The organism is Pseudomonas asturiensis, from assembly GCF_900143095.1.
In the GTDB taxonomy this organism is placed as follows: domain Bacteria; phylum Pseudomonadota; class Gammaproteobacteria; order Pseudomonadales; family Pseudomonadaceae; genus Aquipseudomonas; species Aquipseudomonas asturiensis.
Genome location: NZ_FRDA01000026.1, coordinates 38,980 through 52,276, shown reverse-complemented (window position 1 = coordinate 52,276; position 13,297 = coordinate 38,980). Strand labels below are relative to the sequence as shown.

Annotated in this window: 14 protein-coding genes; 7 read left to right on the top strand and 7 right to left on the bottom strand. The window is 59.4% G+C overall.

The annotated features are described in order from the left end of the window. Positions 1-260: 260 nt before the first annotated feature. On the bottom strand, positions 261-1,700 hold the full coding sequence (gene cls / locus BUB69_RS27265; protein ID WP_073173106.1) for a cardiolipin synthase: 1,440 nt from the start codon (positions 1,698-1,700) through the stop codon (positions 261-263). A 167-nt stretch (positions 1,701-1,867) separates the two neighbouring features. Between cls and BUB69_RS27260 the strand changes: the two genes are divergently transcribed. After that, positions 1,868-2,389: a DUF3617 domain-containing protein gene (locus BUB69_RS27260; RefSeq protein WP_073173103.1), complete on the top strand. Its 522-nt coding sequence runs from the start codon at positions 1,868-1,870 to the stop codon at positions 2,387-2,389. A 199-nt stretch (positions 2,390-2,588) separates the two neighbouring features. Next, positions 2,589-3,815 (top strand): N-acetylmuramoyl-L-alanine amidase, encoded by a 1,227-nt coding sequence (locus tag BUB69_RS27255; RefSeq protein ID WP_073173100.1) that lies wholly within the window; start codon positions 2,589-2,591, stop codon positions 3,813-3,815. 4 nt (positions 3,816-3,819) lie between these two features. Here the strand turns inward: BUB69_RS27255 and BUB69_RS27250 are convergent, their stop codons facing one another. Then, on the bottom strand, positions 3,820-4,209 hold the full coding sequence (locus BUB69_RS27250; protein ID WP_073173095.1) for a glutamine synthetase: 390 nt from the start codon (positions 4,207-4,209) through the stop codon (positions 3,820-3,822). A gap of 141 nt (positions 4,210-4,350) precedes the next feature. On the opposite strand from BUB69_RS27250, the gene zigA reads away from it, so the two are divergent. After that, on the top strand, positions 4,351-5,559 hold the full coding sequence (gene zigA / locus BUB69_RS27245) for a zinc metallochaperone GTPase ZigA (RefSeq protein WP_073173115.1): 1,209 nt from the start codon (positions 4,351-4,353) through the stop codon (positions 5,557-5,559). Continuing rightward, positions 5,559-6,209 carry a DUF1826 domain-containing protein gene (locus tag BUB69_RS27240; protein WP_073173112.1) on the top strand — a complete coding sequence of 217 codons (651 nt, stop codon included), beginning with the start codon at positions 5,559-5,561 and terminating at the stop codon, positions 6,207-6,209. The genes zigA and BUB69_RS27240 overlap by 1 nt, the downstream gene beginning before the upstream one ends. Positions 6,210-6,213: 4 nt before the next feature. Here the strand turns inward: BUB69_RS27240 and BUB69_RS27235 are convergent, their stop codons facing one another. Then, a complete protein-coding gene (locus BUB69_RS27235) occupies positions 6,214-6,585 on the bottom strand; it encodes an NADH:ubiquinone oxidoreductase (protein WP_073173091.1) in 372 nt (123 codons plus the stop codon). 53 nt (positions 6,586-6,638) lie between these two features. Here BUB69_RS27235 and BUB69_RS27230 point away from each other — a divergent pair, with 53 nt between their 5' ends. Continuing rightward, positions 6,639-7,619, top strand: a complete 981-nt coding sequence (locus BUB69_RS27230; protein WP_073173088.1) for a CobW family GTP-binding protein — start codon at positions 6,639-6,641, stop codon at positions 7,617-7,619. Between the two features lie 145 nt (positions 7,620-7,764). On the opposite strand, the gene BUB69_RS27225 is transcribed toward BUB69_RS27230, so the two are convergent. Next, entirely contained in the window at positions 7,765-8,157 is a 393-nt protein-coding gene (locus BUB69_RS27225) for a DUF3301 domain-containing protein (RefSeq protein ID WP_004881684.1), read from the bottom strand. Positions 8,158-8,271: 114 nt separating this feature from the next. On the opposite strand from BUB69_RS27225, the gene pdxY reads away from it, so the two are divergent. Beyond that, positions 8,272-9,138: a pyridoxal kinase PdxY gene (gene pdxY / locus BUB69_RS27220; RefSeq protein ID WP_024684996.1), complete on the top strand. Its 867-nt coding sequence runs from the start codon at positions 8,272-8,274 to the stop codon at positions 9,136-9,138. Positions 9,139-9,186: 48 nt separating this feature from the next. Here the strand turns inward: pdxY and BUB69_RS27215 are convergent, their stop codons facing one another. Next, positions 9,187-9,672, bottom strand: a complete 486-nt coding sequence (locus BUB69_RS27215; protein ID WP_073173083.1) for an acyl-CoA thioesterase — start codon at positions 9,670-9,672, stop codon at positions 9,187-9,189. Between the two features lie 304 nt (positions 9,673-9,976). Here BUB69_RS27215 and BUB69_RS27210 point away from each other — a divergent pair, with 304 nt between their 5' ends. Beyond that, positions 9,977-11,743, top strand: a complete 1,767-nt coding sequence (locus BUB69_RS27210) for a cation:proton antiporter (protein ID WP_073173080.1) — start codon at positions 9,977-9,979, stop codon at positions 11,741-11,743. 40 nt (positions 11,744-11,783) lie between these two features. Here the strand turns inward: BUB69_RS27210 and BUB69_RS27205 are convergent, their stop codons facing one another. Further along, positions 11,784-12,191 carry an SMI1/KNR4 family protein gene (locus BUB69_RS27205; RefSeq protein WP_073173078.1) on the bottom strand — a complete coding sequence of 136 codons (408 nt, stop codon included), beginning with the start codon at positions 12,189-12,191 and terminating at the stop codon, positions 11,784-11,786. Positions 12,192-12,321: 130 nt separating this feature from the next. Then, a complete protein-coding gene (locus tag BUB69_RS27200) occupies positions 12,322-13,164 on the bottom strand; it encodes a Tim44 domain-containing protein (RefSeq protein WP_073173075.1) in 843 nt (280 codons plus the stop codon). Positions 13,165-13,297 lie beyond the last annotated feature (133 nt).

The window sequence follows — 13,297 nt, the reverse complement described above, 5'->3', positions numbered from 1 at the left end:
TCTCCCACGGTCTGTACTGTTACAGCAGTCAGATGCGAACTGTTCGTCCCACCACCCCTTCAAGTCTAACCATACAAGCGGACTTGTCCGCGAAGAGGCCGGTACATCCACCAGAGATGCAATCGCCCAACCGCCGCATTCGCGGACAAGTCCGCTCCTACAATGCGCGAACCGTGGGAGCGAGCTTGCTCGCGAAAGGGCTGGCGCTGACGCGTAGCCTATATCGCCTGTGAGCTGTCTACGCTGACGTCCCCTGCACGCTACAGAATCGGTGAAATCAACCGAGCCACGCGCATGCCCAGCTGGTGCAGCCTTCGCGTTTCCCGGCTCTCCTGAATGGAAATTTCCCGCGCCAGGGCGAAGTCGGCGTTAAGCATGGCTTCGACCTGGCTGGAAAAGTCTGGATCCACCGTCAGCAGCATCAGTTCGAAGTTGAGACGGAACGAGCGGTTGTCGAGGTTGGCGCTGCCGATGGCGGTGATTTCGTTGTCCACCAGCACCACCTTCTGGTGCAGGAAGCCAGGCTCGTAGCGAAACACTCTGACGCCTGCGCGTACCGCGTCGAAGGCGTACAGGCTGGACGCGGCGTAGACCACGTAATGGTCGGGACGGGACGGCAGCAGCAGGCGCACGTCCACTCCACGCAGTACGGCCAGACGCAAGGCGGCTGAGACGGCCTCGTCCGGGATGAAGTAGGGGCTGGTGATCCAGACGCGTTCTTCGGCAGCATGAATGGCTTCGACGAAGAACAGCGAGCAGGTTTCCTGCGCATCGGCCGGGCCGCTGGCAAGCAACTGACACAGCACGCCATCCTCGGGAAAGGTTTCGGGCAGGCTCAACGGCGGCAATTCACGAGTGGCCCAGAACCAGTCCTCGGCAAACGACTCCTGCAAGCAGGCGACCACGGGGCCGATGACTTCGACGTGGGTGTCACGCCACGGCGCCAGAGGCGGCTTGAGCCCCATGTATTCGTCGCCGACGTTGTGTCCGCCCATGTAACCTTTCAGACCGTCCACCACCACGATCTTGCGGTGGTTGCGAAAGTTGATCTGGAAGCGGTTGAGCCAGCCGGCATGGGTGGCGAAAGCTTTGATCTGTACACCGCCTGCGCGTAGTTTTTCACTGTACGCGGCAGGCAGGGCATGGCTGCCGATGCGGTCGTAGAGGACAAAGATCGCTACGCCTTGCGCTGCCTTCTCCAGCAACAGGGCTTGCAGCTGCCTGCCAAGGGCATCGTCGTGAATGATGAAGAACTGAATCAGGATCGTCTGCCGGGCTTCGCGTATCGCGTCAAAGATGGCCCCGAACGTGGCATCACCATTGATCAACAGCCTGACCTTGTTATTGGCCAGCGCTGGCATGTGCCCCAGCTTGGGCATGGCACGCAACGACGCATACGCGTCCGAGCGACGCGCAGCAACGGCTTCCTCAATCCATGGCCGCCAGTTGAGGCTGCCGATGGCGACACGCATTTCCTGGTTGGCTTCGCGACGCGCCTTGATGTACGCATCGAACGAGCTTCGTCCGAACACCAGATAAGGGATCAGGGTGAAATAAGGGATGAACAGCAGCGGCATCGCCCAGGCAATCGCGCCTTGGGAGGTGCGTACAGTCAACAGTGCGTGAATTGCGGCACCGGTCCCCAGCAGATGTATAAAACCCAGGACGTAACCGAAAAAATACGGGTCGTGATAATCCATGTGGAACAATGCTCCTCGGCTTTGCTGCCTAACAGACCACAGCCAACGGGGAATGTCGCTATTTTATTCCCGGTGCAACTGGGCAGCGCTTCTATCGTCTAAGCCTCATCTTCCGGCTGGTTTCCAGCTTTTGTCTGAATCTGTCATTGCTGCTCAGGAATACTCAAATGAATAAACGTATGTTGGCCTGGATCTTTTGCCTGGCAACGCCACTGGCGCAAGCGCAGATGCTGCAACCCGGCCTGTGGGAACTGACCTCCAGCAACATGAAGGTGGATGGCCAGCAGTTACCCGATTTGCAGCTGATGCTGGGCCAATTGAAGAACCTGCCACCCGAGCAGCGGGCCATGATGGAGCAGATGATGCAGAAGCAGGGCGTCACGCTGGGCGGGCAGGGCGTTCGTGTTTGCCTGACGCCGGCGCAGGTGCAATCAGACAATATTCCGCTGACCGATCCCAAGTCTGGCTGCACGCAGAAAATCACCGCGCGCAATGGTAAGACCTGGAACTTCCAGTTCAGTTGCCCAAAAGCGCAGGGCACCGGGCAAGCGCAGTTCCTCAGCGATCGTGAGTTCACCACCAAAGTGGTGGGCACGTTCAACGCCACGGGTCAGCAGCAGAACGGCAGCATGGACACCCGTGCCGTATGGCTGGGCGCACAGTGCGGCACCGTTGCGCCGCGTACTTGATTCAATTCATCAGGTTACGTTCCACGTGGAACACTCTCCAAGAAACGGACGATTTATTGTCAGTCAGGGTGAGTGTTCCATGACTTAATCTTCATGAAGGACTTCATCTTTCGATTGTAACTGCATGTTATATTGTTACTAATCTTATGGATGAACCCTTCGTGAGCCGGGATGCTCGTTTTTGCGCTTGAGACATCCCATGCACAGACGTCAAATGCTGCTCAATATGCTCTTGGCCGGCGCGGCCCTGACCTTGCCGCTGGGTGCTTATGCCACGCAGATCCGAAACGCGCGTCTGTGGCGTACCAATGACAAACTTCGCCTGGTCCTCGACCTGAGCGGCCCGGTGCAATACAAAACCTTCTCGCTCACGTCGCCCGACCGGTTGATCATCGACGTCAGTGGCTCGCGATTGACCGGTGATTTTAGCCAGTTGGCGCTGGATCGAACTGTTATCAAATCCATCCGTTCCGGCCATTACGGCACGGGCGACGACACGCGCATTGTGCTGGACCTGACGGCGCCGGTGCAGTTGAACAGTTTCCTGCTCGGCCCTCAGGGCGACCAGGGTCATCGGTTGGTGCTCGACATGAGTTCCACGGTTCATGCGCCCGTACAGATGGCCGAGCTGCCACCGCCGGTGCCGGTCAAAGAGCCCGCCAAGGCACGTACTGGCGGTCGCGACATCATGGTCGTGGTCGATGCCGGTCATGGTGGCAAAGATCCGGGCGCGGTGGGTTCCCGTGGCGAGCGTGAGAAAGATGTAGTGCTGTCCATCGCCCAGTTGCTGGCCCGGCGTCTCAAGCGCGAGAAGGGTTTCGACGTGCGACTGGTGCGCAACGACGACTTCTTCGTGCCACTGCGCAAGCGTGTCGAATTCGCTCACAAATCCAACGCCGACATGTTCATCTCCGTGCATGCCGATGCCGCGCCACGCCTGACGGCGTCTGGTGCGTCGGTGTTTGCCTTGTCCGAAGGCGGCGCGACTTCTGCAACCGCGCGCTTCATGGCCCAGCGCGAGAATGGCGCAGACCTGCTGGGGGCAAGCTCGCTGCTCAATCTGAAAGACAAGGATCCGATGCTGGCCGGGGTGATTCTCGACATGTCGATGAACGCAACCATTGCCGCCAGCCTGCAACTGGGGCACACGGTGCTGGGCAGTCTGGAAGGCATCACCACGCTGCACCAGAAGCGCGTGGAGCAGGCCGGGTTCGCGGTGCTCAAATCGCCGGACGTGCCATCGATTCTGGTCGAGACCGGATTCATCTCCAACAGCCGAGACAGTCAGCGCCTGGTCACGGCGCGTCATCAACAGGCCGTTGCCGACGGTTTGTTCGACGGACTGCAGCGTTACTTCCAGCGCAACCCGCCCGTGGATTCGCACATGGCCTGGGTGCAGGCCCAGAAGCAGGAACAGCAGGTCTGACCCTTTATCTGCAGCCGTTCAGGCGGCTGCAGGTGATCTTGCTGCGGGTGCCATTCGAGCTTGAAACCCGTGTAATCGTCGTCCAGCCCACGCGCTGGATGGTACCTATCCAGGCTTCGCCATCCGACGCCAGACCGGTGAAGAACGTCAGCTGATCGTAGCGGCTGTTGGTCTGCACCCAGCGGCGTTTATCCAGCACTTCATAGCCTCTCAGCCAGGTCGTTTGCCCCGCCGTGGTGACACTGTAGTGATTACCCAGTGCGTCGCTGCACGCCAGCACCGTTGCGCTGCGCGTGCACAACGCCAGATCGGCGGCAGGCCTTGCACCGGCCGCCATTGCGGGAATGCAGGTCAGCATCAGTGCAACAAGAAAACATGACGAGACATCTCTCATGACGAACCTTTCATTGAGCGGGTAGCTATTCGAGGTTGTTATACTATAACATCTCGTGGTGATTAGAGCGGGCTGCCAGAGGGATTCGTCGCAGCCTATATGAACAAGGTCAAAACCTTGCGTTCCGGCTGGAGAATCCTGATGTCGAACCGTTTACCCGTCACTGTGCTGTCCGGATTTCTTGGCGCGGGCAAGAGCACCTTACTTAATTACGTGCTGCGCAATCGTGAAAGTCTGCGCGTGGCTGTGATCGTCAACGACATGAGCGAAATCAACATCGACGGCAGTGAGGTTCAGCGCGACGTCAGCCTGAACCGCGCCGAAGAAAGACTCATCGAGATGAGCAATGGATGTATTTGCTGCACCTTGCGTGAAGACCTGCTCGAAGAAGTCAGCCGCCTGGCGCAGGACGGACGCTTCGATTATCTGCTGATCGAGTCCACGGGCATTTCCGAGCCATTGCCGGTCGCAGAAACCTTCACGTTTCGCGATGAAGCAGGCAAGAGCCTGACCGACCTGGCGCGTCTGGACACCATGGTGACGGTGGTCGACGGGGTGAATTTCCTGCTCGACTACGAAGCGGCCAATGGCCTGGACACGCGTGGCGAAACCCTGGGCGAGGACGATGATCGCTCGATTACCGACCTGCTGATCGAGCAGGTCGAGTTCGCCGACGTCATCCTGATCAGCAAGATCGATCTGATCAGTTCTCACCAACGCGAAGAGCTGATGGCCATCCTGAGAAGCCTGAATGCCGACGCCGACATCATCCCGATGGTCATGGGTGAGGTGCCGCTGACGCGTATTCTCAATACCGAACGCTTCGACTTTGACCGCGCCTCACAGGCCCCGGGCTGGTTGAAGGAAATGCGCGGCGAGCACCTTCCGGAAACCGAAGCGTACGGCATCGCCTCAACGGCTTATCGCGCGCGTCGCCCGTTTCACCCCGAGCGGTTTTTCAACTTTATCAATCGTCCATGGACCAATGGCAAGTTGCTGCGCTCCAAAGGTTTCTTCTGGCTGGCCAGCAAATACAAGGAGGCAGGCAGTTGGTCTCAGGCAGGCGGGCTGATGCGCCATGGTTTTGCAGGCCGTTGGTGGCGCTTCGTCACTCGCGAGAGCTGGCCTGAAGATCAGGAAAGCGTGACCTCGATTCTGGACAACTGGTCGACGGAAACCGGGGATTGCCGTCAGGAACTGGTGTTTATCGGCCAGAACATCGACTTCGATCGATTGCACGAGGAACTGGACGAGTGCCTGCTCAATGACGACGAAATGGCGGTGGGTGTCGAGCACTGGCGTGCGCTGAATGATCCCTTTGGCCCATGGCACGAAGAGGTGGCCGCATGATGCCTGCCCATTTGCTGAAATATCCGCCGCTGACGCGTCAGACGCACGGTGATACCCCTGATGTATTGGGCGATGTGCTGGAGGATGGCGTCAACCTGGCCGTGTGGCAGCGTCAGTTACCCGCACACATCGAAGATTTTGGCGCGTTGCTCCTGTCGATGGGGCAGCCACTCTCCGAATCGCTGACACTGGACGTAAAGGGTGGCGATGTCGAACCTGATCTGCGCACGCTGGCGTCCGGCTACGCCGACCTGCAGGGTTATCAAGGCTTTATCGCCGACGTGTCCTGGCTGGTCAGCGCCTATGCCTGCCTGTTGGGCGCAGAGAGCGTCGGCCTGCGTTTGCGCGTGCTCGACAAGGCCATGTGCCCGCGCTTTCATGTCGATCATGTGCCGGTGCGGTTGATCACCACCTACGCAGGATGCGGCAGTCAGTGGCTTGAGGAAGGCGTCATCGACCGCAAACAGCTGGGCCGCGCAGACGCAGAGCCGATGGACGCCAGCCTGATTCAGCAGATCGATACGGCGCACGTGGCGTTGCTCAAGGGCGAGCGCTGGCGTGGGAACGAAGGCGGTGGTCTCGTGCACCGCTCGCCAGCCCTGGGGCGTGATGAACGACGGTTGATTCTGACCCTGGACTGGCTGGCCTGAGACGTTATTTCGGCGTCAGCCACTGGCCCTTGCTCTGACCTTCGCAGAACGGTTTCAGGTACAGGGCATCAGTGGCGACGCCGTAATAATGGATGTTCTCGCGATACGGCATGTTGGCGACCTGTGCATTGCTGCACACGCCAAAAGCGCCCGTCGGGCACTGAGGTGAATAGGTCACGTCGGTCTTCTGACCTGCCAATTGAGGCTGACAAAAGCTGTCGTGAAACAGGTTTGCCGGGATGTTGATGTTCTCCTGACAGACTTTGACATCCAGTCTTTCGGCCTGACTGTGCACCAGGCACGCCTGCGCCCACACGTGCCCCGAAGACAGTCCCAGCAGGAGTGTTGATACGGCAGACAGCCGCCTTACTTGCATCGTGACCTTTCCTTGCTCTTCAATGGCGAACGTACTCGCAGAAGTGAATTTCCATGCTGCAGAACATTCCGACTCATGTTATCGGTGGCCCGCTGGGTGCCGGCAAGACCAGCCTGATCAAGCGATTGCTGGCCCAGAAACCTGACCATGAGCGCTGGGCTGTGTTGATCAACGAGTTCGGACAGATCGGCCTGGATGCCGCACTGCTGACCACCGCCGACGATGGTATCGCACTTGGCGAAGTGGCTGGCGGCTGCCTGTGCTGTGTCAACGGCGTGCCGTTTCAGATCGGTCTGGGTCGGTTATTGCGCAAGGCCAGGCCTGACCGGCTGCTGATCGAGCCATCGGGGCTGGGACATCCTGCGCAGTTGATGGCGCAGTTGCGTGAAGCGCCGTGGCGCGGCGTGCTGGCCGTTCAGCCAAGCGTCATGGTGCTGGACGCCGCTGCCATGCACGAAGGCGATCGGTTGTCAGTGACTCAGCAGCAAGCACTGGCGCAGGCGGGTCTCGTGATCATGAACAAGTCCGAGTCTCTGGATGAGAGCGCCAGGCAGTCGTTGGCAGAGCAACTGGCGAGGCATGAGCTGCTCTGGACGCGTTACAGCGAACTGCCGCTTGACCGCTTACCCGGCTATCGACAGGACGCGTCTGTGGATAAAAGCGCTGTGGATAACCTCGAATTGCCCCGCAGTATCGCGAAGTTGCCAGCGGTCTGGGCCGATCCCGACGTGCCCATCTGTCTGAGTCAGGAAAGTGCGGAAGGCTGGAGCATCGGATGGCGTTGGCACCCCTCGCAACAGTTTGACCTGATACGCGTATTGCATTGGCTGGAAAGCCTGTCCTGGCGACGGGCCAAGATGGTTATCCACAGCGAAGGTGGCTGGTATTCAGGCAATGTTGCGCAAAGCGGACGGCTGGCCTGGCATCTCAGCGAGTGGCGACAGGACTCGCGGCTGGAGCTGATCTTCTCGAGTCCTCAGGATGTCGACGTGCTGCAGGCGCAGATGGCCGAGTGCCTCTTGGCAGACACCTGATTGCGGGAAGTGTTTCTGACGTAGCGCTGTCTCACAGCAGACAAAGAACTTTGGGAGGCGGCTTGCCAGCGATGCAGTCGACGCGGTATTTCAGAAGGACCGCTTCGACCACATCGCGGGCAAGCTCCCTCCCCGGAAACAGCGCCTACTGCTTCCACTTCTGATGCGACTGACGCCATTCGCTCATCTGGATGATTTCAGCGCTGGGCGGTGGCGTTTTGATTTCGAACGGGTAGGGTGCCAGCTCGATCTGGGCGGTGTGGGCACCGAACATGGTGATGGTGCCGGGATGGCGTTGTTCGCCGGTGACGGTGAACTCGAAACCGTACACCCTTGCCAGGCGCTTGTGACCCTGAGCATCGCGGGCGAACGTGAGGCGGCGCAAGGCCACATTGCCGTCCAGCAGTTCAAGTTCGAGCCGCGCGCAGTGCTGCTTGACCCGCTCCAGCGCTTTCTCGCGCAGACCGTGGGCGTGCCACCACCAGGCCGCAGCGCTTGCGAACAGCATCAGCACGAAAATGTTTCCCAGGGTCAGCATGACAGAGTGCTCCAGCGAAGGAGCCACCAGCTTAACTGTCCTGAGTGATTTACAGCCATACTGTGCGACTTATATTTCTCATTACTGCATTTGCATCGTGTTCAGGATACTCCCATGAAACGTACACCTCACTTGCTCGCTATCCAGTCCCACGTGGTCTTCGGCCACGCTGGCAACAGTGCGGCGGTGTTTCCGATGCAACGTATCGGGGTCAATGTCTGGCCGCTCAACACGGTTCAGTTCTCCAACCACACGCAATACAAGCAATGGACAGGCGAAGTGCTGGCTCCGCAGCAGATTCCGGCCCTGATCGACGGCATTGCCGCGATTGGCGAGCTGGGCAACTGCGACGCCGTGCTGTCGGGCTACCTGGGCAGTGCTGCGCAAGGACGGGCGATTCTGACCGGCGTGGCGCGCATCAAGGCCGCCAACCCCAAGGCGCTGTACCTGTGCGATCCGGTAATGGGCCATCCCGAGAAGGGCTGCATCGTCCCGGCAGAAGTCAGCGACTTCCTGCTGGAAGAGGCCGCTGCCATGGCCGACTTTCTGTGTCCCAATCAGCTGGAGCTGGACAGCTTTTCGGGGCGCAAGCCGCAATCACTGCTCGACTGCCTGGGCATGGCAAAAGCGCTGCTGGCGCGAGGCCCGAAAGCGGTGGTGGTCAAACACCTGGATTACCCCGGCAAGGCCGCCGACGGTTTTGAGATGCTGCTGGTGACCGCTGACGCCAGTTGGCACCTGCGCCGTCCATTGCTGGCGTTTCCGCGTCAGCCGGTGGGCGTGGGCGATCTGACCTCGGGCCTGTTTCTGTCGCGCGTGCTGTTGGGCGATGATCTGGTCGCGGCGTTCGAGTTCACCGCGTCTGCCGTGCACGAAGTGCTGCTGGAAACCCAGGCGTGCGGCAGCTACGAGCTTGAGCTGGTGCGCGCACAGGACCGTATCGCTCATCCGCGGGTGCGTTTCGAAGCGGTACGGCTGTAAACCGCGTGAGCAGGCTGATGGCTCAGGCATCCTTGCCTGAGCCGGGTCTTACAAGGCTTCTTCCTTGATTTCCTGATAACGCTTTTCCAGTTCCTGGCGGATCTGGCGACGTTGCTGCGCCTGCATGTAGCGACGCTTGGCTTCAGGGCTCTCGGGCTCCAGCGGCGGGACGCTGGCGGGTTTGCGGTTGTCGTCCACGGCCACCATGGTGAAGAAGCAGCTGTTGGAGTGGCGCACCGAGCGCTCGCGGATGTTTTCTGTCACGACCTTGATGCCGACCTCCATCGAGGTGTTGCCGGTGTAGTTCACCGACGCCAGGAACGTCACCAGTTCGCCGACATGCACCGGCTCACGGAAAATCACCTGGTCCACGGACAGCGTCACCACATAGCGTCCGGCATAGCGGCTCGCGCAGGCGTAGGCCACTTCATCCAGGTATTTGAGTAACGTGCCGCCGTGCACATTGCCAGAGAAGTTGGCCATGTCCGGGGTCATCAAAACAGTCATCGACAGCTGGGCGTTTCCGGGTTCCATAGCGTACTCACACGGTCAGGGTGTTCAAGTGGCGCCTGTATTGGCGCTCGAAGTGTTGCAGCCAGACAGTCTGCACAGTTATCGGGACGCTGGCCGTCCGACGTCCGTCACGCCTCCCTCCATCTGTTTCCATATATTGCACCGGCTTTTTGTCGAAGAGTGCAGTGTTAACCTTCAAAAACCCGTGGATCGGGTTTTTTCCTACGGTTTCATCAGATTTTGATGACGGAATTATTGGTAGGTGACGCGCCAGGAGTGTCGCTACCGGTCCGAGGAGTCATCACCCATAAGGAGCGACACCCCCATGCATGCCATCAATTTCATTCAGGACCTGGCAGTGATCATGCTGGTGGCGGGCGTGGTGACGATCCTCTTCCATCGACTGCGACAACCCGTGGTGCTGGGCTACATCGTTGCGGGTTTCATCATCGGCCCGCACACGCCGCCCGTAGGCCTGATCCACGACGAAGACACGATCAAGACCCTTGCCGAGCTGGGGGTCATCTTCCTGATGTTTTGCCTGGGCCTGGAATTCAGCCTGCGCAAACTGTTCAAGGTCGGTGCCACGGCGTTCATTGCCGCGTTCCTCGAAATAGCCCTGATGATCTGGATCGGCTATGAAATCGGCCAGTTCTTCGGCTGGAAAACCATGGACTCGCTGTTTCTGGGAGCGATTCTGGCGATTTCTTCGACCACGATCATCGTCAAGGCGCTCAACGACCTGAAGATGAAGAACGAGCGCTTCGCGCAGTTGATCTTCGGGGTGCTGATCGTTGAAGACATCCTGGGCATCGGCATCATCGCGCTGTTGTCCGGCATCGCCGTCAGCGGCTCGGTCAGCTCTGGCGAGGTGTTCTCGACGGTCGGCAAATTGTCGCTGTTCATGATCGTGGCGCTGGTGATCGGCATTCTGCTGGTGCCGCGAGTGCTGGCCTACGTGGCCAAATTCGAAAGCAACGAAATGCTGCTGGTGACAGTGCTGGGCCTGTGTTTCGGTTTCTGCCTGCTGGTGGTCAAGCTGGAATACAGCATGGTCCTGGGCGCATTCCTGATCGGCGCGATCATGGCCGAGTCCCGCGAGCTGATAAAGATCGAGCGCCTGATCGAGCCGATCCGCGACATGTTCAGCGCGATCTTCTTCGTGGCGATCGGCTTGATGATCGACCCGCAGATCCTGCTCGATTACGCCTGGCCCATTGCAGTCATTACCGTTGCGGTGGTGCTGGGCAAGATGCTGTCCTGCGGGCTGGGCGCGTTTATCGCGGGCAACGATGGCCGTACTTCGTTACGTGTGGGGATGGGGCTGTCACAGATTGGCGAGTTCTCTTTCATCATTGCGGCGCTGGGCATGACGCTGCAGGTCACCAGCGACTTCCTGTACCCGGTGGCGGTTGCCGTTTCGGCCATCACCACCTTGTTGACGCCCTACCTGATTCGCGGCGCTGATCCGCTGTCGAACAAGCTGGCCACGATGGTGCCCGGACGCGTCGCACGGGTCTTCAATCTGTACGGCGAATGGCTGCGCAGCATTCAGCCACAGGGGCAGGGCGCGGTGTTGGCGAAGATGATCCGCCGCATCCTGCTGCAGGTCTGCGTCAACCTGGCGTTGGTCATGGCGATCTTCTTCAGCGGCGGCTATTTCGCCGAGCGCATCGGCGGCTACATGAGCGAGTGGGTCGGTGATGTCAGCCATCAGAAGGCATGGATTTGTGGTGCAGCGTTGCTGCTCTCGCTGCCATTCCTGATTGCGGCGTATCGCAAGCTCAAGGCGCTGTCGATGTTGCTGGCGGAGATGGGCGTGAAACCGGAGATGGCTGGCCGTCATACGGCACGGGTGCGCAAGGTGGTGGCTGAGGTGATTCCACTGGTTTCGCTGGCGGTGATTTTCGTCATGCTGGCGGCGCTGTCGGCGAGCATTCTTCCGGCCAACGAATTGTTGCTGGTCATTGCGCTGATTGGCGCGTTGGTTGCGGCGCTGTTGTGGCGGTGGTTCATCCGCGTGCATACGCGCATGCAGGTCGCTTTGCTGGACACGCTGGGTAACAACAATCAGGAGTCATCCGGGCATTGAGCCCGGTGACAGGTCTGCCTGCGATACAGCTCGGGGCGTCTCAGCTTTCCAGCCAGACGTCCCGTGCCCAATGCCAGACCGATTCCCAGCTTTCTTCGGTGACCAACTCTTCTTCGGCCGACCACAACAACACGGTGCCGTCCTCTTCGACGCAGTAGTAGTCGTCGCCGTCCTGGCAGATCGGAATCAGCTCGCGCGGCACGCCGTTGTCCCATGCCGTCGCTGCCACATCCGGCAGATAGGTATGCGACTGCGGGTCTGTGACCGTAACGGGCTCCAGGCTGCCGTACACCACGTCGCTGACAGTCAGGAGAAACTCCTTGAAGACAAACGGGATGTTGATGAACAGCTGTTCCTCGATCTCGACCAGTTGGTCCTCATCGGGCAATTCGAGCGGAACCGGAACGGGTTCGTTTGCTTCACGCAGTTGTTCGATGACTTCTTCCACGACACGGATCCTCTTACTTGATGGCGCGGGTTATACAGTAGCGTAAAGGCTTTCTCAAAATAACTATCCGAACGGATAAACAAAAACCCCGGACATGTCCGGGGTTCTGAACGCAGGAACGGTATCTGGTTCAACCGTTCTGGCGAATTCCTGCTACCAGCCAGGGCTGGTTGTCGCCTTGCGCACGTTCCATGTTCCAGCTTTCGCTGAATACTTCGCCCTGGTCAAAGCGCGAGGTCTTGGACACGCCCGAGAAAGTCAGGGTCGCGATGGTCTTGTCGGCACGATCATCCACACCGTCCAGCTGGACGTTGAGGTTGTCGATGTACGTCGACTGGAAGCCGTCGCCCAGATCGGCTCGTTCCTTTTTCAGGAACTGAAGCATTTGCGGGGTCACGAACTCGGCGATCTTGTCCATCTCATTGGCATCCCAGTGCTGCTGGAGCGACTGAAAGTGGCTACGAGCGGCCTCAAGGAAGCGTTCTTCATTGAACCAGGCAGGCGCATTGATGACCGGTGCTGCGGAAGCGGCGGAACTGCTGCCGAAGATCGGGTTTTGCGCAGGCTGGCTGACTTCACGCTGGTAAGGCGCACCGGCACCGGCCATTTTCGGCTGTTGCTGCTGACGCTTGCGCGCAATGAAGCGGAAGATCAGGAAGGCGATCAGGCCCATGATCAGGAAGTCGAACAGTTGCAGGCCCTGGAAGCCGTCACCCATGAACATGGCGGCGAGCATGCCACCGGCCGCGATACCGGCCAATGGACCCAGCCAGCGGGACGCGCCGCTCGCGGCAGGTGTCGGGCGGCCAGCAGCGTTAGGGGTAGCAGCCGGTGTAGAAGGCGCTGTCTGGCGCGCCTGATGGGTCGGCGCCGAGCCCATGCTCTTGCCACCACCGAAACGCGCGGCGTTCACATCCAGGCTCAGTGTGAGCCCGATGCACAGCGCCATCGCGATGCTTAGAAAACGTTGCATAAGGGTATTCCCGTTTTGTGATTGCACGCGCGCCATGTTGCACAGCACATGGCTCAATGACCAGCGCGTTAATGTTTCGGACTTTTACACAAATAGCGTAAGACTTTTCGCTGCGGCTTGTGGGCTTGGTCGT

What these genes read in the sequence shown, in the direction of transcription:
- zigA (WP_073173115.1), top strand. Translation starts at nt 4,351, where the DNA reads ATGTCGAACCGTTTACCCGTCACTGTGCTGTCCGGATTTCTTGGCGCG.
- pdxY (WP_024684996.1), top strand. Translation starts at nt 8,272, where the DNA reads ATGAAACGTACACCTCACTTGCTCGCTATCCAGTCCCACGTGGTCTTC.
- BUB69_RS27250 (WP_073173095.1), bottom strand. Translation starts at nt 4,209, where the DNA reads ATGAGAGATGTCTCGTCATGTTTTCTTGTTGCACTGATGCTGACCTGC.
- BUB69_RS27215 (WP_073173083.1), bottom strand. Translation starts at nt 9,672, where the DNA reads ATGGAACCCGGAAACGCCCAGCTGTCGATGACTGTTTTGATGACCCCG.
- BUB69_RS27240 (WP_073173112.1), top strand. Translation starts at nt 5,559, where the DNA reads ATGCCTGCCCATTTGCTGAAATATCCGCCGCTGACGCGTCAGACGCAC.
- BUB69_RS27210 (WP_073173080.1), top strand. Translation starts at nt 9,977, where the DNA reads ATGCATGCCATCAATTTCATTCAGGACCTGGCAGTGATCATGCTGGTG.
- BUB69_RS27200 (WP_073173075.1), bottom strand. Translation starts at nt 13,164, where the DNA reads ATGCAACGTTTTCTAAGCATCGCGATGGCGCTGTGCATCGGGCTCACA.
- BUB69_RS27255 (WP_073173100.1), top strand. Translation starts at nt 2,589, where the DNA reads ATGCACAGACGTCAAATGCTGCTCAATATGCTCTTGGCCGGCGCGGCC.
- BUB69_RS27225 (WP_004881684.1), bottom strand. Translation starts at nt 8,157, where the DNA reads ATGCTGACCCTGGGAAACATTTTCGTGCTGATGCTGTTCGCAAGCGCT.
- BUB69_RS27260 (WP_073173103.1), top strand. Translation starts at nt 1,868, where the DNA reads ATGAATAAACGTATGTTGGCCTGGATCTTTTGCCTGGCAACGCCACTG.
- cls (WP_073173106.1), bottom strand. Translation starts at nt 1,700, where the DNA reads ATGGATTATCACGACCCGTATTTTTTCGGTTACGTCCTGGGTTTTATA.
- BUB69_RS27235 (WP_073173091.1), bottom strand. Translation starts at nt 6,585, where the DNA reads ATGCAAGTAAGGCGGCTGTCTGCCGTATCAACACTCCTGCTGGGACTG.
- BUB69_RS27230 (WP_073173088.1), top strand. Translation starts at nt 6,639, where the DNA reads ATGCTGCAGAACATTCCGACTCATGTTATCGGTGGCCCGCTGGGTGCC.